The 18,512-nt window shown below is 67.2% G+C and carries 14 protein-coding genes; 10 read left to right on the top strand and 4 right to left on the bottom strand.

The features are described from left to right. Nucleotides 1–40 precede the first annotated feature (40 nt). The 10 genes from rpsA (at nucleotide 41) to QW887_RS14515 (ending at nucleotide 9,810) form a co-directional block, all read left to right on the top strand. Nucleotides 41–1,750, top strand: coding sequence for a 30S ribosomal protein S1 (gene rpsA / locus QW887_RS14560; protein ID WP_315716886.1), 1,710 nt, complete (start codon nucleotides 41–43; stop codon nucleotides 1,748–1,750). A 206-nt stretch (nucleotides 1,751–1,956) separates the two neighbouring features. Further along, nucleotides 1,957–2,937: a signal peptide peptidase SppA gene (gene sppA, locus QW887_RS14555; protein WP_315825664.1), complete on the top strand. Its 981-nt coding sequence runs from the start codon at nucleotides 1,957–1,959 to the stop codon at nucleotides 2,935–2,937. A 169-nt stretch (nucleotides 2,938–3,106) separates the two neighbouring features. After that, on the top strand, nucleotides 3,107–3,424 hold the full coding sequence (locus QW887_RS14550) for an integration host factor subunit beta (protein WP_315716888.1): 318 nt from the start codon (nucleotides 3,107–3,109) through the stop codon (nucleotides 3,422–3,424). 77 nt (nucleotides 3,425–3,501) lie between these two features. Then, nucleotides 3,502–3,894 (top strand): lipopolysaccharide assembly protein LapA domain-containing protein, encoded by a 393-nt coding sequence (locus tag QW887_RS14545; protein WP_315716889.1) that lies wholly within the window; start codon nucleotides 3,502–3,504, stop codon nucleotides 3,892–3,894. A 77-nt stretch (nucleotides 3,895–3,971) separates the two neighbouring features. Then, complete coding sequence (locus tag QW887_RS14540) at nucleotides 3,972–4,631, top strand: phosphoribosylanthranilate isomerase (RefSeq protein ID WP_316170024.1); 660 nt, start codon at nucleotides 3,972–3,974, stop codon at nucleotides 4,629–4,631. After that, nucleotides 4,628–5,851 (top strand): tryptophan synthase subunit beta, encoded by a 1,224-nt coding sequence (gene trpB, locus QW887_RS14535; RefSeq protein ID WP_315716891.1) that lies wholly within the window; start codon nucleotides 4,628–4,630, stop codon nucleotides 5,849–5,851. The genes QW887_RS14540 and trpB overlap by 4 nt, the downstream gene beginning before the upstream one ends. Then, entirely contained in the window at nucleotides 5,848–6,684 is an 837-nt protein-coding gene (gene trpA, locus QW887_RS14530; protein ID WP_315716892.1) for a tryptophan synthase subunit alpha, read from the top strand. Before trpB ends, trpA begins: the two co-directional genes overlap by 4 nt. A gap of 94 nt (nucleotides 6,685–6,778) precedes the next feature. Beyond that, on the top strand, nucleotides 6,779–7,717 hold the full coding sequence (accD, locus tag QW887_RS14525; RefSeq protein ID WP_315716893.1) for an acetyl-CoA carboxylase, carboxyltransferase subunit beta: 939 nt from the start codon (nucleotides 6,779–6,781) through the stop codon (nucleotides 7,715–7,717). Continuing rightward, the gene (locus QW887_RS14520) at nucleotides 7,714–9,057 is read left to right on the top strand and encodes a folylpolyglutamate synthase/dihydrofolate synthase family protein (protein WP_315716894.1); all 1,344 of its coding nucleotides are present in this window, start codon (nucleotides 7,714–7,716) and stop codon (nucleotides 9,055–9,057) included. Before accD ends, QW887_RS14520 begins: the two co-directional genes overlap by 4 nt. A gap of 12 nt (nucleotides 9,058–9,069) precedes the next feature. Next, a complete protein-coding gene (locus QW887_RS14515; protein WP_316194653.1) occupies nucleotides 9,070–9,810 on the top strand; it encodes a metallophosphoesterase family protein in 741 nt (246 codons plus the stop codon). 2 nt (nucleotides 9,811–9,812) lie between these two features. On the opposite strand, the gene QW887_RS14510 is transcribed toward QW887_RS14515, so the two are convergent. The 4 genes from QW887_RS14510 to addB all read right to left on the bottom strand — a co-directional run bounded on the left by QW887_RS14510 (nucleotide 9,813) and on the right by addB (nucleotide 17,999). Further along, entirely contained in the window at nucleotides 9,813–10,823 is a 1,011-nt protein-coding gene (locus tag QW887_RS14510; protein ID WP_316194685.1) for an ATP-dependent DNA ligase, read from the bottom strand. 142 nt (nucleotides 10,824–10,965) lie between these two features. Beyond that, the gene (gene trxA, locus QW887_RS14505) at nucleotides 10,966–11,286 is read right to left on the bottom strand and encodes a thioredoxin (protein WP_015663255.1); all 321 of its coding nucleotides are present in this window, start codon (nucleotides 11,284–11,286) and stop codon (nucleotides 10,966–10,968) included. A 99-nt stretch (nucleotides 11,287–11,385) separates the two neighbouring features. Beyond that, nucleotides 11,386–14,859, bottom strand: a complete 3,474-nt coding sequence (addA, locus tag QW887_RS14500; RefSeq protein ID WP_316194652.1) for a double-strand break repair helicase AddA — start codon at nucleotides 14,857–14,859, stop codon at nucleotides 11,386–11,388. After that, entirely contained in the window at nucleotides 14,853–17,999 is a 3,147-nt protein-coding gene (addB, locus tag QW887_RS14495) for a double-strand break repair protein AddB (RefSeq protein WP_316194651.1), read from the bottom strand. The genes addA and addB overlap by 7 nt, the downstream gene beginning before the upstream one ends. Nucleotides 18,000–18,512: the final 513 nt, after the last annotated feature.

The following is an 18,512-nucleotide window of genomic DNA, read 5'->3' as shown; positions in this document are numbered from 1 at the left end:
TCAACCCAAGCTGGCGAGAATGTCCGCATCTGGAGAACAAATGGCTTCGAGTACCTCTGCTTCTTCCTACAATCCCAGCCGCGATGATTTCGCCGCGATGCTGGACGAGTCCTTCACGAAGGGCAACCTGCAGGAAAGCTCTGTCGTCAAGGGCAAGGTTGTTGCGATCGAGAAGGACATGGCCGTCATCGACGTCGGCCTGAAGACCGAAGGCCGCGTGGCGCTGCGCGAATTCGCCGGGCCCGGCCGTGACAGTGAATTGAAAGTCGGCGACGAGGTCGAAGTGTTCCTCGATCGCATCGAGAACGCGCTCGGCGAAGCGGTGCTGTCGCGCGACAAGGCGCGCCGCGAAGAGAGCTGGGGCAAGCTCGAGAAGGCGTTCCAGAACAACGAAAAGGTCAACGGCGTCATCTTCAACCAGGTCAAGGGCGGCTTCACCGTCGACCTCGACGGCGCCGTGGCCTTCCTGCCGCGCTCGCAGGTCGACATCCGTCCGATCCGCGACGTCGCGCCGCTGATGAACAACTCGCAGCCGTTCCAGATCCTCAAGATGGACCGTCGCCGCGGCAACATCGTGGTGTCGCGCCGCACTGTGCTGGAAGAGACCCGCGCCGAGCAGCGCCAGGAGCTGGTGCAGAACCTCGAAGAGGGTCAGGTCATCGACGGCGTCGTCAAGAACATCACCGATTACGGTGCGTTCGTCGACCTCGGCGGCATCGACGGCCTGCTGCACGTCACCGACATCGCGTGGCGCCGTGTCAACCATCCGACCGAGGTGCTCAGCATCGGTCAGACGGTCAAGGTCAAGATCATCAAGATCAACCACGAGACGCACCGCATCTCGCTGGGCATGAAGCAGCTCTTGGACGATCCGTGGCAGGGCATCGAGGCCAAGTACCCGCTGCAGGCCCGCTTCCACGGTCGCGTCACCAACATCACCGACTACGGCGCGTTCGTCGAGCTCGAGCCGGGCATCGAAGGCCTGATCCACGTCTCCGAGATGTCGTGGACCAAGAAGAACATGCACCCCGGCAAGATCGTGTCGACCTCGCAGGAGGTCGAAGTGCAGGTGCTCGAGGTCGACAGCGTCAAGCGCCGCATCTCGCTCGGCCTCAAGCAGACCATGCGCAATCCGTGGGAGGTCTTCGTCGAGAAGCATCCGACGGGTTCGGTGGTCGAGGGCGAGGTCAAGAACAAGACCGAGTTCGGCTTGTTCCTGGGTCTCGAAGGCGACGTCGACGGCATGGTCCATCTGTCGGATCTCGACTGGAAGCTGCCGGGCGAGCAGGTCATCGACAACTACAAGAAGGGCGACATGGTCAAGGCCGTGGTGCTCGACGTCGACGTGGAGAAGGAGCGCATCTCGCTCGGCATCAAGCAGCTCGAAGGCGATCCCTTCGCCGAGCCGGGCGATGTCAAGAAGGGCGCGGTCGTCACTTGCGAGGTGCTCGACGTCAAGGACGGCGGCATCGACGTCAAGATCACCGGCACCGACTTCACCACCTTCATCAAGCGCTCCGAGCTGGCGCGCGATCGCAACGACCAGCGCACCGAGCGGTTCGCCGTCGGTGAGAAGGTCGATGCCCGCGTGATCCAGTTCGACAAGAAGGCCCGCAAGGTGCAGGTGTCGATCAAGGCGCTGGAAGTCGCGGAAGAGAAGGAAGCCATCGCGCAGTACGGCTCGTCCGATTCGGGCGCCACGCTGGGCGACATTCTCGGCACCGCGCTCAAGAACCGCGACTCGAAGTAAGCCTTCGCGTCCTGCGATCAGATCAAAGCCCCGGCGCAAGCCGGGGCTTTTTTGTTCCAGCGAGGCATGGATGCGCGTGCCGGCCGCGCGGATACGGCCTCGCCGCAAGCCTTCCTTTCTTCAAATTGCGCCGCGATTGATGTAATCGGATAACGAGATATTCAGGCTGCGGATGCAAAACGCGCCGAGACTTCCAGGAGCTGTCCATGTCGCTTGATTCGGATGTGATCGTCGATCGCCGCAGGCTGCGCCGCAAGCTGACGTTCTGGCGCGTCGTCGCGGTGCTGATTGCGATTGCGGCTCTGTCCGCCATCGGTCTCGCCATGTCGCCGCGCGGCCGCACCGTGCTCTCGACCTCCGGCTCGATCGCCCGCGTCAATATCGAGGGCCTGATCCGCAGCGACCATGAGCGCGTCGAGGCGCTGGAGCGGCTCGAAAACTCCTCGGCCGAAGCCGTCATCGTTCACATCAATTCGCCGGGCGGCACCACCGCCGGCTCCGAGCAGCTCTACGATTCGCTGGTCCGGCTGAAGGCGAAGAAGCCGCTGGTCGTCGTCGTGGAAGGCCTCGCGGCGTCCGGCGGCTACATCGGCGCGATCGCTGCCGACCACATCGTCGCGCAGCAGAGTTCGCTGGTCGGCTCGATCGGCGTGCTGTTTCAATATCCCAATGTCGGCGAGCTGTTGAAGACGGTCGGCGTGAAGATCGAGGAGGTCAAATCCTCGCCGCTGAAGGCCGCCCCCAACGGCTACGAGCCGACCAGCCCGGAAGCGCGTGCGGCGCTCGACGCCCTGGTCAAGGATTCCTATGCCTGGTTCCGCGGACTGGTGAAGGACCGCCGCGCCATGAACGATGAGCAGTTGGAGAAGGTGGCCGATGGCCGCGTCTTCACCGGCAGGCAGGCGATCGAGCTGAAGCTGATCGACGAGCTCGGCGACGAGAAGACCGCGGTCGCTTGGCTCGTCGCCAACAAGAACGTCAAGAAGGACCTTCCGGTGCGCGACTACAAGCTCACGCCGCGGTTCGGCGATCTCACCTTCCTGCGAACGGCCACCTCGATCGCGCTCGACGCCGTCGGCCTCTCCGGAATCGCCCGCCAGATCGAGCGCACCGGCGTGGTCCAGGCGGTGGACCGGATCGGTCTCGACGGCATGCTCGCGCTCTGGACGCCCGCGCCGGGCAATTGAACCCGCAAAGACCATTCCCAGGGCAATCTTCCCGCTTCGCGTGTGCCGTGGCGAGACCCCGTACCGGGCCTCGCACCCCGATTCACGGCCGCGATGAATGATTTAGCGTCTTGACAGTCCAGCATATTTTCACGGAAATGGGACCTGTCTCCCCGGGTACATTTTCTCGATGATCAAATCCGAGCTTGTTCAGCGTATCGCCGAGCACAACCCGCATCTCTACCAGCGGGATGTCGAGAACATCGTCAATGCGATCCTCGATGAGATCGTCGCGGCGCTCGCCCGCGGTGACCGCGTCGAGTTGCGCGGCTTCGGCGCCTTCTCGGTCAAGCATCGGCCGGCCCGCGCCGGGCGCAACCCACGGACCGGAGCTCATGTCCCGGTGGACCAGAAAAGTGTCCCGTTCTTCAAAACGGGCAAGGAAATGCGCGAGCGGCTGAACCGGGACAATCCCGCCGGCGCCGCGGCTGACGACGCCGACGATTGAAGCATCTCGCGCCGGCCGTGCTAATCGTCTGCGGCTGATCTCGAGGCGAATCCGGCCTGACTGACACGAGCGAGCGCATGCGAAAATTCTTCACTGTCGTGGTCGTCCTTCCGCTGCTGGTGCTGTTCGTCATCTTCGCGGTCGCCAATCGGCATTTCGTTACCGTATCGTTTGATCCCTTCAACGCGACCGATCCGGCGCTCTCGGCGTCGGTCCCGCTGTTCGCCTTGATCATCGCCGTCGCGATCCTGGGCGTGATCGCGGGTGGCTGTGCCACCTGGATCGGCCAGCGCCGCTGGCGGCGGGCCGCGCGCCGCCATCAGGCCGATGCCGAAGCGGCCCGCGCGCAGGTGGCGCAGTTGAGCGCCGCGGCGCGTGCAAAACAGGGCTCTGCGCAATCTCTGGTTCCAGCTGCGCCGGCGCGGCTTTTCGCCCCTTATGGGCGAGACAAGCAGGGCGTCGCGTTGTAGAAGGCGCGAAAGCTCGGCGGCCCTGGAAGCCGCCGGCTTCTGGTGATCCTTTCCGCCCGGACGTGCGTTGTTCATTGATGTCCCTGCTCGTCAAAATCTGCGGCCTGACCACGCCCGACACCCTCGCTGCGGCGCTCGACGCGGGCGCCGACATGGTGGGCTTCGTGTTCTTTCCGCCGTCCCCACGCCATGTCGGCCTGACGGCCGCGCGTGAGCTGGGTCGTGACGTCAGGGGGCGCGCGCTCAAGGTGGCGCTGACCGTCGATGCCGACGACGCGATGATCGAAAACATCGTCGAGACGCTACGGCCTGATCTCCTGCAGCTGCATGGCCGCGAAAGCATCGCGCGCGTCCGCGACCTCAAGCAGCGCTTCGGCCTACCCATCATGAAGGCCATTCCGGTCGCGACCGACGCCGATCTCGCGCCGTTGGCGGGCTATGCCGACGTGTGCGACCGCATCCTGTTCGATGCGCGGGCGCCCAAGGATGCGACCCGTCCCGGCGGCCTCGGTGCCACCTTCGATTGGCGTCTGCTACAGGGCGTGAAGCTCGATCGCCCGTTCATGGTCTCCGGCGGTCTGAGCGCCGACAACGTCGCGGAGGCCGTGCGGATCACCCGCGCGGGCGGCGTCGACGTGTCATCTGGCGTCGAACGGGCGCCGGGTGTGAAGGATTGCGACATGATCCGGGATTTCATTCGCGCGGCGCGGGCCGCTGAAGAGTTGAGCGTTCAATGACGACAGCCATTCCCAATTCCTACCGCAGCGGTCCGGACGACCGCGGTCATTTCGGCATCTTCGGCGGCCGCTTCGTCGCCGAAACCCTGATGCCGCTGATCCTCGATCTGGAAAAGGCCTATGCGGAGGCCAAGGCCGATCCGGCGTTCCATGCCGAGATGAACGGCTACCTGAAGAACTATGTCGGCCGGCCCTCGCCGCTGTACTACGCGGAGCGCCTGACCGAGCATCTCGGCGGCGCCAAGATCTACTTCAAGCGCGAGGAGCTCAACCACACCGGCTCGCACAAGGTCAACAACGTGCTTGGCCAGATCATGGTCGCGCGCCGCATGGGCAAGAAGCGCATCATCGCCGAGACCGGCGCCGGCCAGCACGGCGTGGCGACCGCGACGCTGTGCGCGCGTTTCGGGCTCGATTGCGTCGTCTACATGGGCGCGGTCGACGTCGAGCGGCAGCAGCCCAACGTGATCCGCATGGAGATGCTCGGCGCCAAGGTGGTGCCGGTGCAGTCCGGCGCCAAGACCCTGAAGGATGCGATGAACGAGGCGCTGCGTGACTGGGTCACCAACGTCCACAACACGTTCTACTGCATCGGCACGGTCGCCGGTCCGCACCCCTATCCGATGATGGTGCGCGACTTCCAGTCGGTGATCGGCAACGAGACCCGCACGCAGATGCAGGAGGCCGAGGGCCGGCTGCCGGACTCGCTGATCGCGTGCATCGGCGGCGGCTCCAATGCGATGGGCCTGTTCCATCCGTTCCTCGATGATCCCTCGGTCGAGATCTATGGCGTGGAAGCGGCGGGCCATGGCCTGACGCATCTGCACGCCGCCTCGATCGCCGGCGGCCGCCCCGGCGTGCTGCACGGCAACCGCACCTATCTGCTCATGGACGAGGACGGGCAGATCGAGGAGGCGCATTCGATCTCGGCCGGTCTCGATTATCCCGGCATCGGGCCGGAGCATTCCTGGCTGCACGAGGTCGGTCGCGTGAACTATTTGTCGGCGACCGATGAGGAAGCGCTGGCGGCGTTCCAGCTGCTGTCGCGGCTCGAGGGCATCATTCCGGCGCTGGAGCCCGCGCACGCGATCGCCAAGGTGATGGAGCTCGCGCCGAAGAAGTCGAAGGACCATCTGATGGTGGTCAACATGTCCGGCCGCGGCGACAAGGACGTGCCGCAGGTGGGCGACATCTTGCGAGGAAGGGCCAAGGCATCGTGACCAGCCGGATGGATGCGCGCTTCGCGCAATTGAAGCAAGAAGGCCGCTCGGCGTTCGTCACCTTCGTGATGTCAGGCGACCCTGATCCTGAAACCTCGCTCGCGATCGTCAAGTCGCTGCCGCAGGCTGGCGCTGACATCATCGAGATCGGCATGCCGTTCACCGATCCGATGGCCGATGGTCCGTCGATCCAGGCGGCGGGTCTGCGCGCGCTCAAGGCCGGCATGACCTTGAGGAAGACGCTGCAGCTCGTGCGCAGCTTCCGCGAGGGCGACGCGGCGACGCCGATCGTGCTGATGGGCTACTACAACCCGATCTACATCTACGGCGTCGACAAGTTCCTCGATGATGCGAAGAGCGCCGGCGTCGACGGCCTGATCATCGTCGACCTGCCACCGGAGGAAGACAGCGAGCTGTGCATTCCCGCGCTGAAGGCGGGGCTGAATTTCATCCGGCTGGCGACGCCGACGACCGATGACAAGCGGCTGCCGGCGGTGCTCGCGAACACCTCGGGCTTCGTCTACTACGTCTCGATCACCGGCATCACCGGCGCGGCGGCGGCGGATTCGTCCGCCGTCGGTGCCGCCGTGGCCCGGATCAAGCGGCATACGGCGCTGCCTGTCTGCGTCGGCTTCGGCATCCGGACACCGGAGACCGCCCGCGCCATCGCCGCCAATGCCGACGGTGCCGTGGTCGGCACCGCCCTGGTCGACGCGCTCCGCGCCAGCCTCGATGCCGAGGGACGCGCGACGGCCAAGACCGTGAGCGCCGTTGCCGACCTGGCCGCTGCGCTGGCAAGGGGCGTGCACGGGGCGCAACAGGCCGCGGAATAGGCCGTCAACCACTATTCGATCGGACGTCGCGGCCGTCTTGCCGTGACCCCGCCGTCCCGCCATATATCCGGGCGACCGCAACACGGAGCGACACATGAACTGGCTTACCAATGTGGTCCGGCCGAAGATCCGCAACATCCTGCGCCGTGAGACGCCGGAGAACCTCTGGATCAAGTGTCCGGATTCCGGACAGCTCGTGTTCTACAAGGACGTCGAGGCCAACCAGTTCGTCATTCCGGGCTCCAATTACCACATGCGCATGGGCGCCGTGGCGCGACTGAAGTCGATGTTCGACAACGAGACCTGGTTCGACGTCGCGCTGCCCGAGGTCACGCCCGACCCGCTGAAATTCCGTGACGAGCGCCGCTATGCCGACCGCATCAAGGATGCGCGGGCGCGGACCGGCATGAACGATGCGGTGAAGGTCGGCTTCGGCAAGCTGGAAGGCATGGGCGTCGTCATCGCCGTGCAGGATTTCGATTTCATGGGCGGTTCGCTCGGCATGGCCGCGGGTGAAGCCATCGTCCGCGGGCTCGAACTCGCGGTCGAGAAGAAGTCGCCGTTCATCGTATTCGCGGCCTCCGGTGGCGCGCGCATGCAGGAAGGCATCCTGTCCCTGATGCAGATGCCGCGCACGACCGTGGCCGTGCAGATGCTGCGCGAGGCCAAGCTGCCCTACATCGTCGTGCAGACCAATCCGACCACCGGCGGCGTCACCGCGTCCTACGCGATGCTGGGCGACGTCCACATCGCCGAGCCCGGCGCGCTGATCGGGTTCGCCGGCGCCCGGGTGATCGAGCAGACCATTCGCGAGAAGCTGCCCGAAGGTTTCCAGCGCGCTGAATACCTGCTCGACCACGGCATGGTCGACATGGTCGTGCACCGTCATGACCTGCGCCCGACGCTGGCGCGGCTGTGCCGATTGCTGACCAAGGCGCCGGCCGTTGAACACGCCAAGCCCGCGCCGCAGCTGCCGCCGCCTGCCAAGCCCGCCGAAACCGCGGAAGCGCCGGCGGTCGCAACGAGCGCGTGAACGATTCTGCCGCCCAGCCAAGACCGTCGCTCGACGAGCTGATCACGCGGCTTTCTGTGTTGCATTCGAGCCGGATCTCGCTCGGGCTGGAGCGCATGCACCGGCTGCTGGCGCAGCTCGGTCATCCCGAGCGCAAGCTGCCGCCCGTCATCCATGTCGCGGGCACCAACGGCAAGGGCTCCACGGTCGCATATTTGCGCGCGATGCTCGAGGCCGCGGGGCTGCGCGTCCACGTCTTCACCTCGCCCTGGCTGGTGCGCATCAACGAGAGCTATCGGCTCGGCCAGGTCGGCGGTGGCGTCCTGGTCGAGGACGATGAGCTGATCTCCGCGCTCTTGGAGTGCGAGCGGGTCAACGCCGGCGCGCCGATCACCTTCTTCGAGGTCAAGACCGTCGCGGCCTTCGTGCTGTTCGCAAGGCATCCAGCCGATGTCGTGCTGCTCGAAGTCGGTCTCGGTGGCCGGCTCGATTCCACCAATGTTGTCGAGCAGGTCGCGGCCTCCGTGCTGACGCCGATCAGCATGGACCACATGGAGTTCCTCGGCGACACCCGCGCGCTGATCGCGGCCGAGAAGGCCGCCATCATCAAGCGCGGCTGCCCGGTGATCTCGGCGGCGCAGGAGCCCGATGCCATGGCCGTGATCGAGCGCGAGGCCAGGCGCCAGCGCGCGCCGCTGTTTGCGGCCGGTGAGAGCTGGCACGTCAATGTCGAGCGCAACCGGCTGGTCTATCAGGACGATCGCGGTCTCCTCGATCTTCCGGCACCCAAACTGTTCGGCCGGCATCAGTTCGACAATGCGGGCCTGGCGATCGCGACCTTGCGGGCGGTCGATCATTTCAAGCTCACCACCAAGGCGTTCGAGGACGGCATCGTCGGCGCCGAATGGCCGGCGCGCATGCAGCGGCTGTCGAACGGCGCGCTCACCGCGATCGCGCCGCAAGGCGCGGAGATCTGGCTCGACGGCGGCCACAACGCCGAAGGCGGCCGCGTCGTCGCGGCCGCGATCGGCGACCTCGAGGAGCGCGTGTCGCGGCAGCTCGTCGTCATCGTCGGCATGATGGGCAACAAGGATGCCGCTGCTTTCCTGGCCAACTTCGCCGGCCTGACGCGCCACATCATCGTCGTGCCGATTCCGAACGAGAGCAAGGCGATGGCACCGGCTGATCTGGCCGCCGCCGCGCGCACGCTCGGCATGCGCGTCGAGATCGCCGATGGCGTCGCGTCGGCGCTCGCCGGCATCGCGCGGCTTGCCTATGAGGTCCCGCCGCGTATCCTGATCACGGGATCGCTCTATCTCGCGGGCCACGTGCTCGACCTCAACGGCACGCCGCCGACCTGAGGGGAATAGCGCATGCGCTTTGCCGCGATCGCAGACGTCCACGGCAACCACCTCGCGCTCGAAGCCGTGCTGGCCGACATCCGCGCGCAAGGCGTCGATGACATTGTCAATCTCGGCGATATGGCGAGCGGCCCGCTCGATGCGCGCAAGACGATGGACTTGCTGATGCCGCTCGATGCCGTCCATGTGCGCGGCAATCACGACCGCTGGCTGATCGATCGGCCGCCGGAGAGGATGGGCGCCTGGGAGCGGCCGGCCTACGCGCAGCTCGTAGCCAAGCATCTCGACTGGCTCGGCACGATCCCGCCGACGGCCATCTATCGCGACGAGGTCTTCCTTTGTCACGCCACGCCTGAGGACGATAACGTCTACTGGCTCGAGAGCGTCGCGCCGGATGGCGCGGTCACATGCGCTCCGCTCGATGCAATCGAGACAACGGCCGAGGGCATCCCGCAGTCACTGATCCTCTGTGGCCATACCCACACCGCGCGCGCCGTGCGGCTTCGCGACGGGCGGCTGATCGTCAATCCCGGTAGCGTGGGCAGCCCTGGCTATTCCTACAACGTACCGCATCCGCATGTGATGGAAGCCGGCACGCCCGACGCCCGCTATGCGATCCTTGAACTTAAGCCCGCAGGCTGGAGCGTGACGTTCCGCCACGTGCCCTATGATCATCAGGCGATGGCCGCGCTGGCCCGCGCCAATGGTGATGTCGAATTCGCCTCGGTTCTCGCGACCGGCTGGATCCGCTGACCTCACGCGAGCAGCTTCAAGGGATCGGCGACCTTCTGCTCGAGCTGCTCGAAGGTGCATTGCTTCGGCGATTTGTCCGGGCGCCAGCGCAGGATCGAGGTGCCGTGGCGAAAGCGCTCGCCGGAGAAATGGTCGTAGCAGACCTCGATCACCAGCTTCGGCTTCAGCGGACACCATTCCGGCGAGCGCTCGGTCGACCAGCGGCTCGGCCCGCCCGGCGCATTGCCGGTGAAGCCGGGCGGCGAGATCAGTGGCTCGAGCCTGTCGGTCAGTGCGGGCTTCTCGTCCTTCTTGAGCGCGGAGGTGAAGCCGACGTGATGCAGCAGACCGTCATCGTCGTAGAGCCCGAGTAGCAGCGAGCCGACCAGCCTGCGTCCGTTCGCGCCGCTGTTGGTGGCGTAGCGGAAGCCGCCGATGACGCAATCGGCTGAGCGATAGCGCTTGATCTTCTGCATGCCGTCGCGGTTGCCGGCCTGGTAGGGCAGGTCGGTCCGCTTGGCGATCACCCCGTCCGAGCCGCCGCCGGAATGCGCCAGCCAGTCCTGCGCGGTCGCGAAGCGCGTCGTCGCCGGCGACAGCCGGAACGTCGGATGATTCGTGAAGTTCGCTTTCGCGAACGCTTCCAGCGCCGGCCGCCGCTCGTGCAGCGTGTGCGTCACTAGCTCCTTCTTGCCACTCGCCAGCAGGTCGAAGGCCAGGAACAGCGCCGGCGTCTCGGTTGAGAGCTTCTTCACCCGGCTGGCGGCGGGATGAATCCGCTGCAGCAGCGCGTCGAACGAGAACGTCTTCGCTTGCGGCACCACCAGCTCGCCGTCGAGCGTGAAGCTCGTCGCCTCGAGCTCGCGCGCCGCGGCGACGACCTCGGGGAAGTAGCGCGCGAGGTCCTCGCCGGCCTTCGACTGCATCGTCACCGTTGCGCCGTCGCGCGTCAGCAGACAACGGAAGCCGTCCCATTTTGGTTCGTATTGCCAGTCCTCGCCGCGCGGGATCGCATCCACCGAGCGCGCCTCCATGGCCAGCAGGCCGGATTTGCGGGAGGGCGAGCGATGGGCGCGGGCGGGCATGGCGACATCCGAAAACGCTGAATCACACCCCTCAACGCAAACGGCCGGCGATTCCGCCGGCCGTTCGACAAAAATCATTGTTCCGCAAGCGTCACACCGCCGACGAGATCCACTGCTGCAGCTTCGCCTTCGGCGCGGCGCCGACCTGGCGCGAGGCCATCTCGCCGCCCTTGAACACCATCAGGGTGGGGATCGACATCACGCCGTACTTCGAGGCCGTCTTCGGGCTCTCGTCGACGTTCAGCTTGACGATCTTGACCTTGTCGCCCATCGCGCTCGAGATCTCGTCGAGGGCCGGCGCAATCATGCGGCACGGGCCGCACCACTCGGCCCAGAAGTCGACCACGACCGGGCCGTCGGCCTTGAGCACTTCGCTTTCGAAATCGGCGTCGGAAACCTTGCCAACGGCCATGGAAATTACCTCGTTCGGTTGGAGGGAGCGGCACGGACGGGCCGCCTCAGCGTGGACGTCAAAGTAGGAATGGCGTGATCCCGGGTCAAGCGGGCTCACTCAGACGTGCTGGGATGGCAGCATGGCGTCCAGCGCGGAGGCGGGAAGCTCCATGAATTCAGCGGCTTCGGTCCAGAGCAGCGCGGCGCGGACGACGCGGCCGGGGTAAAATTGGCCAAGCACTGCGCGGTACAGCGCGAGCTGCCGGACATAGGCCGGGGGCACATCGGCGAGTCCCGAGGGCGGCTGCTGGTTGGTCTTGAAGTCGACGATCAGCACCTCGGTCCCGGTGACCACCAGTCGGTCGATCTGGCCGGAGACCAGTGCCGGAGGCTGGCCGGCCAGTGCGAGGCGGCCCACGATCGAGACTTCCGCCCGGCTCCCGGCCGCGAACACCGCGGCAAAGCGCGGGTCTTCGACCACGGCGAGCACGCGTTCCGCAAGCCCCACGCGCTCGTCCTCCGGCCAGTCGGCGGCGTTGCGAATCAAATATCGCAGCGCGGCATCGCGCCGCCGCTCCGGCGCCACGTCGGGCAGCGACTGCAGCAGGCGATGCACCAGCGTGCCGCGCTGCATCGCGAGGCTGCGCGCCGCCAGCGATTCGCCCGTGCGCACCGGCCGCTCGTCGGCGGATGGATCGGACGGCCGGAGCACAGCGACCTCGCCGGGCGCCTCCACCGCCGCCGTGCGCAGCCACGCCGGCAGTTCGACGGCCGTCTCAACCATGGGCCGCGTTTTGTCAGCAGCGGTTTCCGCGATGTCCTCGGCCCGCGCATAGCGCTTGACCGGCCCGTCCTCGGTTTCGATCACCTCGACCTGCAGGCCGGCGGCGTCCAATCCGCGCGCCATCAGATCGTACCAGCTGCCGCCGCGGACGTTGTTCATGTTGCCCGGCATGCAGCCGCCGATGATCAGCCGATCCGCGGCGCGGGTCATCGCGACATAGAGCAGCCGGCGATACTCGTCCTCGGTCTCCTTGAGCATCGCCACGCGTGCCGCCGCGACGGGCTGCGGATCGTCGGCCTTGCGCCCGGCCCAGACCACGATCTCCTGCTCGCCATGCGGCACGTGGATCAGCCGCAGCCGCTGCGAATCCGCCGGCGACGAGGTGGTGTCGACCAGGAAGACGACGGACGCCTCGAGGCCCTTGGCGCCATGCACGGTCATCACCCTGATCTCGTCGCGCGAGATCTCCATGTCGCGCTTCACCTCGGTGTCGGCGGCGCGCAGCCAGGCGACGAAGCCCTGCAGCGAGGCCGGCGCCTTGCGCTCGTAGGACAGCGCGAGCTCGAGGAACTCGTCGAGCGCATCATTGGCCTCGTGGCCGAGCCGCGCCAGGATGCGGCGCCGGCCGCCATCGCCGCCGAGCAGCCAGGCATAGAAGGCGAATGGCGTGTCCTCCGCGGCGCGGCGCTCGCATTGTTGCAAGCGCCGTACGACCGCCTGCAGCCGCGCGTCGTCAGCGGCGTGCGCCGTGAGTGCGTCGCGTAGCGAGCCGCGACGCTGCCACGCCAGCTTGAACAGATCGTCGTCGTCGAGCCCGAACAGCGGGCTCTTCAGCGCGGTCGCCAGCGCCAGATCGTCCTGCGGCAGCAGCAGCGCGTCGGCGAGGTTCATCAGGTCGATGATCGCGATGTGCTCGGTCAGCTTCAGCCGGTCGGCGCCGGCGACGGGGATGCCGGCGTGCTTGAGCGCCTGAATGACAGCATCGAAGGCGTTGCCGCGCCGGCGCACCAGGATCAGCATGTCGCCATAGCTCAGCCGCCGCCGCGCGCCGTCATGGCCGGTCATCGTGCCCGTCTGGATCAGCCGCTTGATCTCTGCCTGGATGCGCCTGGAAAGCTTCACCTCGGGGCTGGTGACGGAGACGCCGTCGAACGGCGCGCGCCAGCCCTCGATCTCCTTGCGGTCGTCGCGTTCGCACAGGCTCCAGAGCTCGACCATGCTCGGTCCGGCATCGGTCAGCGCGTTGTGGATGGGGTGGCCGATGTCGGGCGAGTGAATGCTGCTGTAGACGTCGCGCTCGCGGAACACGTGGTCGACCGCGTGCAGCACCGTCGGGCCCGAGCGGAACGAATAGGTGAACGACACCGGATCGAACAGCAGCCCGGCATCGGTGAAGCGCTTCTGCAACTGGCGCCTGCGCGCATCGAACTCGTGCGGGTCGGCGCCCTGGAACGAGAAGATCGACTGCTTCTCGTCGCCGACCGCGAAGATCGTGCGCGTGAGTCCGTCGCGCGCGCCGGCGCCGGCGGTGAACTCTTCGATGATGTGGGCGACGATGTCCCATTGCCGTGGGCTCGTGTCCTGCGCCTCGTCGATCAGCACGTGATCGACGCCGCGGTCGAGCTTGTAGTGCACCCAGCCGGCGGAGACGCGGTTCAGCATCGCCAGCGTCTTGTCGATCAGGTCGTCGTAGTCGAGCAGGCCGCGCTCTTCTTTTTCGCGGCGATAGTTCGCGGCGGCGGCGGTCGCGATCTGCAACAGCGCCTCGGTGCGGTCGCGCACGACCGCCGCGCGGCGCTTTTCGATCAGGCGATCGAGCCGGCGCGCCTCCGATTCAAATAGACCGGCGATGCCGGGATTGGCGTCGGCGAACTTCTTGGTGAGCAGGGACTTCCGCGGCTCCTTGTCCTCGGTCAGGAATACGCGGAGATATTCATCGACCTGATCGGCGCCCGAGAACGCCAGCGCCGCGCGCAACTGCTCGGCCTGCTTCTGGTCGGTCTTGGCGCCGCCGTCGAGCCGCGCGGCGATATCGGTCCAATCCCTCAGTGGCAGATTGGGGCCGTCGACGATGTCGCGCTCGATGACTTCCAGCGTCTCGCCGGCGCTGATGCCGAGCACCTCGCCGAGATGCTGCGCGGCAACCTCGACGCGGCCGGCGCCATCGGTCCAGGCCATGAAGTGATCGCGGCTCAGACAGGCCTCGCGGACGACGTCCTTGAAGGTCGAATCCGCCGCATTGGCCATCGCCACCTGCAGCGCGCGGCCGACCGCGCTGTCGGGCGCGCGGGCGGCGTCGAGCAGCACCTTGAGATTGGCGCGCTCCATCATCTCGGTCTGGTCGCGCTCGTCGAGCACCGAGAACCGCGCCGGCACGTTGGCTTCGAACGGGAACTGCTGCAGCAGCCGCGTGCACAGCGCGTGAATGGTCTGCACCTTCAGTCCGCCCGGCGTCTCCAGCGCGCTGGCGAACAGTTTTCGCGCCGAGGCCCGCAGCTTCTTGTCGGGATTGGGAATGCCGGTGGACTGGATCGCGCTGTCAAGCGCGTCGTCGTCGAGCGTCACCCAATGGCCGAGCGTCGAGAACACGCGCTCGGCCATATTGGCGGCCGCGGCCTTGGTGAAGGTGATGCAGAGGATCTTCTCCGGCGGCACGCCGTCGAGCAGCAGCCGGATCACGCGCTGGACCAGCACATGCGTCTTGCCCGAGCCGGCATTGGCCGACACGAACGCGGAGGCAGCCGGGTTCGATGCGCGCGTCTGCGCCTCGCGCACGGCCTGCGGAATGGGGCGGGGCGCCTTCACCATTCCTCCACCCCCAGGCCGCCGGCCGCCGACCATTCCTTGATACGGGCGAGATCGTCATAGCTACCGTAGCGGTTCGCCCACATCGACAGGTTCAGCGAGGTGTAGCCTTGATTGACGTCCTCGAAGCTGCGGATCAATGCCTCGAGCTTTTCGCGCGCCTCCTGCGCGGCCTGGTCCGGATGTTGCGGCGGGTCGCTCTTGTTGATCTTCAGCTCGAGAATGCGCTCTTCGCCCGGCGGGTTGTTGCCGGACAAGCGGACATAGACGAGCTGGCTGATCAGGCTGCCGGCGGGAATGCCGTCGAAGCCGCCCTCGCGCAGGATCGCGGCTTCGAGTGTGAGCTGCGGCGACAGCCCCATGCGCACCTGCTTGGCCGTCGGCGGCTGGCCAGTCTTGTAGTCGAGAATGGCGTAGGTGCCCTCGGCACGCTGTTCGATGCGGTCGGCGCGCGCCGACAGCATGAAGGTGCGGCCCTGATCCAAGGGAATGCCGATCTCGCCGCGGATCTCCGCGGTGATGGCGCCGATCTGCTCGCGTCGCGCGGTCTCCCACGCCGCGAACCAGCCGGCGATGCGCTGGAAACGCGGCCACCACAGCGCCCGCGCCTCGGGCCGCTCCATCAGCGGCGCAAAGTGCTTCTCGCCGATCACGCGCAGCGCATGCGCCGGATGCAGCGGCAGGGCATCGGCATAGGTCTGCGTGAATTCGCCGATCGCTTCGTGAATCGCCGAGCCGCGATCGGCGGCCGACAGCGGCATGTCGACGGGATCGAGCGGATCGAGCCGCAGGATGTAGCGCGCGAAGATGGTGTAGGGATCGCGCAGCCAGTCCTCGATGGCGGTCACCGACATGCGCAGCGGCCGCGCTGCCAGCGGCGGCTTCGGCGCCGGCTGTTCGACCGGCTTCACCGCGGCGGGCTGGTCGAGCACCTCGGCATAGCGGACGTAAGTCTCGCCGCGCGCGGTCGCCGCCTTCCAGCGCTCGGCGCCAGCGACGGCTTCGAGACGGTGCAGGAAGCGCGAGGCCACGGCCGGCGCGCCGCCCGATTTTGCGGCGTGCGTCAGGATCACCTCGGGCGCGCCGAGCAGTTGTGCGAAATCGTGTGCTGATAGTCCGATGCGGCGCTCGGGCAGGTCGAGGCCGAGCTGATGCCGCATCGGGCGGCTGAGCCAGGGATCGATGCGCGGCGCCGGCGGCCATATGCCCTCGATCAGGCCGCCGACGATCATGCGGTCGGCCTGCATCAGTCGCGCTTCGAGCGGACCGTAGATCTGCAGCTGCGCGCCGTGGCGCTCGGGCCGGCGCACCGCGCGATCGGAGAAGGCGGTATGGAACAGATCCGGATAGTCCGACAGCGGCGCCATCAGGCCGCAGCGCTCGCCGGACGCGAGCAGGTCGTCGAAGCAGCGCGCCAGCGCCGCGCCGTCGCGATCGGTGAACGCGGTGCTGACACCGACATCGTCTGTCGAGAGCGCGATCAACACCTCACGATGCCGCGCGGCGAGCTCGGCGAAATCCTGCGGGCGCGGCGAGGCGAGGTTTTCCAGCGGCGCCAGGGCCGTCTGCAATTGCGCGATCAGCGCGCCGGCGCGGTCGAGCTGCTCGGGACTGAGACGCGCGCGCGGCTCGGCCTTGTGCAGCGATGATGCTTCGCCCTGGTGCAGCTTGGTGTGCTCGTCGCGGAAGCGCGCGAAGTCGCGCGCGAGCCCGCTGCTTCCGGCTTGTGGCCGCGTGCCGCGCAGCACCGCGAGCTCCAGCGTCTCGATGGCACTCTTCCAGCCATTCGCGGCGCGCCCGAGCCGGCACAGCGGATGCTTGAGCAGCGCCAGCAAAGTCGGCGGCTCCAGTCCGCGCGCGGCTGCTTCGGCGGCGAGGCGCGCGAAGATGCCGGCCGGCGTCTCCAACAGCGCGTCACCGCCGGAATCGTCGAACGTCAGGTGCCAGCGCGTCAGCGCCGCCATCACGCGGCGCGCCAGCGCGCGGTCCGGCGTCACCAGCGCAGCGGAATTGCCGAGATGGCGCGCCTCGCGCATCGCGATGGCAATCGCCAGCGCCTCCATTTCCGGATTGGGCGCGGCGACGACGGCGAGATTGTCCATCGCTTCGGCAATGTTGGCGGCGATGTCGAACTGGCGCAGGCGCTCGTGCCAGACGGCGGTGGCTTCCGACGGCCGCATCGCTTCTGAGATCAGCACCTCGCGGCCGCCACGGCCGGGTGGTGCGAGGCGGATCACGTCGCGCCGCTCCAGGCCGAAGCGCTTGAGCAGCAGGTGCATGGCATATTGCGGATGATTGACCGCGGGCGGCGTCAACACGCGGCCGGCGCGGTCCTTGGCACCGCCGATCGAATTCCACGCGGCTTCGTCGAGATCGGTGTCGAGCCCAGGCAGCACCACCGCGCCATGCGGCAGCTTGGCGACGGCGAGCAGGAATTTTGCCGTCGCCGGCATCGAGCCGGTGGAGCCTGCGGCAATGACGGGACCATCGGGATGCGCCGACAGCCGCGCCGCTTCGGCCGCGATCAGCAGATCGCGCCGCGCCGCCGGCTCGATGCGCTCGATCTCCTGCAGATAGGCCGGCCACGCGGTCCGCGCGATGCGCAGGAACTCGAGCGAATACTGCCAGTATTTGTCGAGCTGATCCGGCACCAGCGCATCGAGCGCATCCCACGACACGCCGCGCGTCACCATGTCGTCGATCAGCCGCGCGAGGTCGCCGGCCAGCGCAAGCGTCGAGGCGGGCCCGCCGATCACGAGCGGCGCCGACACCGGCGTCTTGGCCCAGGCCGCGACCAGCCGCGCCAGCGTGAGCCGGCGCTGCAGGTCGTCGAGCCGTTCCGGAATCTCCAGCGGCGCCGGCCCGAGGAACGCGTCGCGGTCCTCCGCGAAGGCGAGCTCGTCCTCGTCGATGTCGCCGAGCGCGACCAGGCGCGGCAGCACCGCGGCATCGGTCTTCAGCTCGTCGAGGAACATCTCGCGCGCCACCCGCAGGGAGCGCCGCGTCGGCAGATACAGCGTCGCGGTCGCGAGCCGGGCGGGATCGCTGCGTGCCTCGAAGCCGTCGACCAGCCGGCCGTCGACCAGCGCGGCGATCACGCTGCGCAGGAACGGCGCCGAGATGGGAACGGTGAAGACGCGCATGGCCTGCGATTCGGGTTGCTGTGCTGTCTATATAGGGAGCGATCGGGCGGAGGTCATATCCGGGGTGTGGACGGGTGTTGATAGGTGCGTGACCATTGTCGCGGGCTCAGAGCGCGCCGTGCGGATGAGCTCAGCTGGACCCATTCACCCCCGCCGTCATCGCCCGCTTTCGCGGGACGACTGAGTCTGGAAAGCCAAGCTGCCCACCCCATCGTCATTGCGAGCGCAGCGAAGCAATCCAGACTGTCTCTGCGGAGGGATCCTGGATTGCTTCGCTGCGCTCGCAATGACGGGGACACGCAGCATCGTCCTCCATTGTGGGTACAGATCTCGCGCCGGAGACAAACCCCTATGCCCTCGCGACGCCATCGCGCCCGAGTCATGCGAAGCTCTCGCCCTCATCCGAAGCAAGGGCGCGGGGAAGGCCGGGCCTCGGCTGAGGCCCGTGGCCCCCGTGCGTGAAAGAGTGCACGGGGCAGGAACCACAGGTTCAGCCGAAACGACCCGGCCTTC

This window comes from Bradyrhizobium sp. SZCCHNRI3052 (assembly GCF_032484895.1).
In the GTDB taxonomy this organism is placed as follows: Bacteria; Pseudomonadota; Alphaproteobacteria; order Rhizobiales; family Xanthobacteraceae; genus Bradyrhizobium.
Note: the sequence above shows the minus strand (reverse complement) of the source record. Positions and strands in the feature narration are given on the sequence as shown.

Bases quoted from the DNA above. Each gene is read 5' to 3' on its own strand.
- addA (WP_316194652.1), bottom strand. From the start codon at position 14,859: ATGGTGAAGGCGCCCCGCCCCATTCCGCAGGCCGTGCGCGAGGCGCAG.
- QW887_RS14510 (WP_316194685.1), bottom strand. From the start codon at position 10,823: ATGGAGGCGCGCTCGGTGGATGCGATCCCGCGCGGCGAGGACTGGCAA.
- addB (WP_316194651.1), bottom strand. From the start codon at position 17,999: ATGCGCGTCTTCACCGTTCCCATCTCGGCGCCGTTCCTGCGCAGCGTG.
- trpB (WP_315716891.1), top strand. From the start codon at position 4,628: ATGACGACAGCCATTCCCAATTCCTACCGCAGCGGTCCGGACGACCGC.
- trxA (WP_015663255.1), bottom strand. From the start codon at position 11,286: ATGGCCGTTGGCAAGGTTTCCGACGCCGATTTCGAAAGCGAAGTGCTC.
- QW887_RS14545 (WP_315716889.1), top strand. From the start codon at position 3,502: ATGCGAAAATTCTTCACTGTCGTGGTCGTCCTTCCGCTGCTGGTGCTG.
- QW887_RS14550 (WP_315716888.1), top strand. From the start codon at position 3,107: ATGATCAAATCCGAGCTTGTTCAGCGTATCGCCGAGCACAACCCGCAT.
- sppA (WP_315825664.1), top strand. From the start codon at position 1,957: ATGTCGCTTGATTCGGATGTGATCGTCGATCGCCGCAGGCTGCGCCGC.
- QW887_RS14540 (WP_316170024.1), top strand. From the start codon at position 3,972: ATGTCCCTGCTCGTCAAAATCTGCGGCCTGACCACGCCCGACACCCTC.
- QW887_RS14515 (WP_316194653.1), top strand. From the start codon at position 9,070: ATGCGCTTTGCCGCGATCGCAGACGTCCACGGCAACCACCTCGCGCTC.
- rpsA (WP_315716886.1), top strand. From the start codon at position 41: ATGGCTTCGAGTACCTCTGCTTCTTCCTACAATCCCAGCCGCGATGAT.
- accD (WP_315716893.1), top strand. From the start codon at position 6,779: ATGAACTGGCTTACCAATGTGGTCCGGCCGAAGATCCGCAACATCCTG.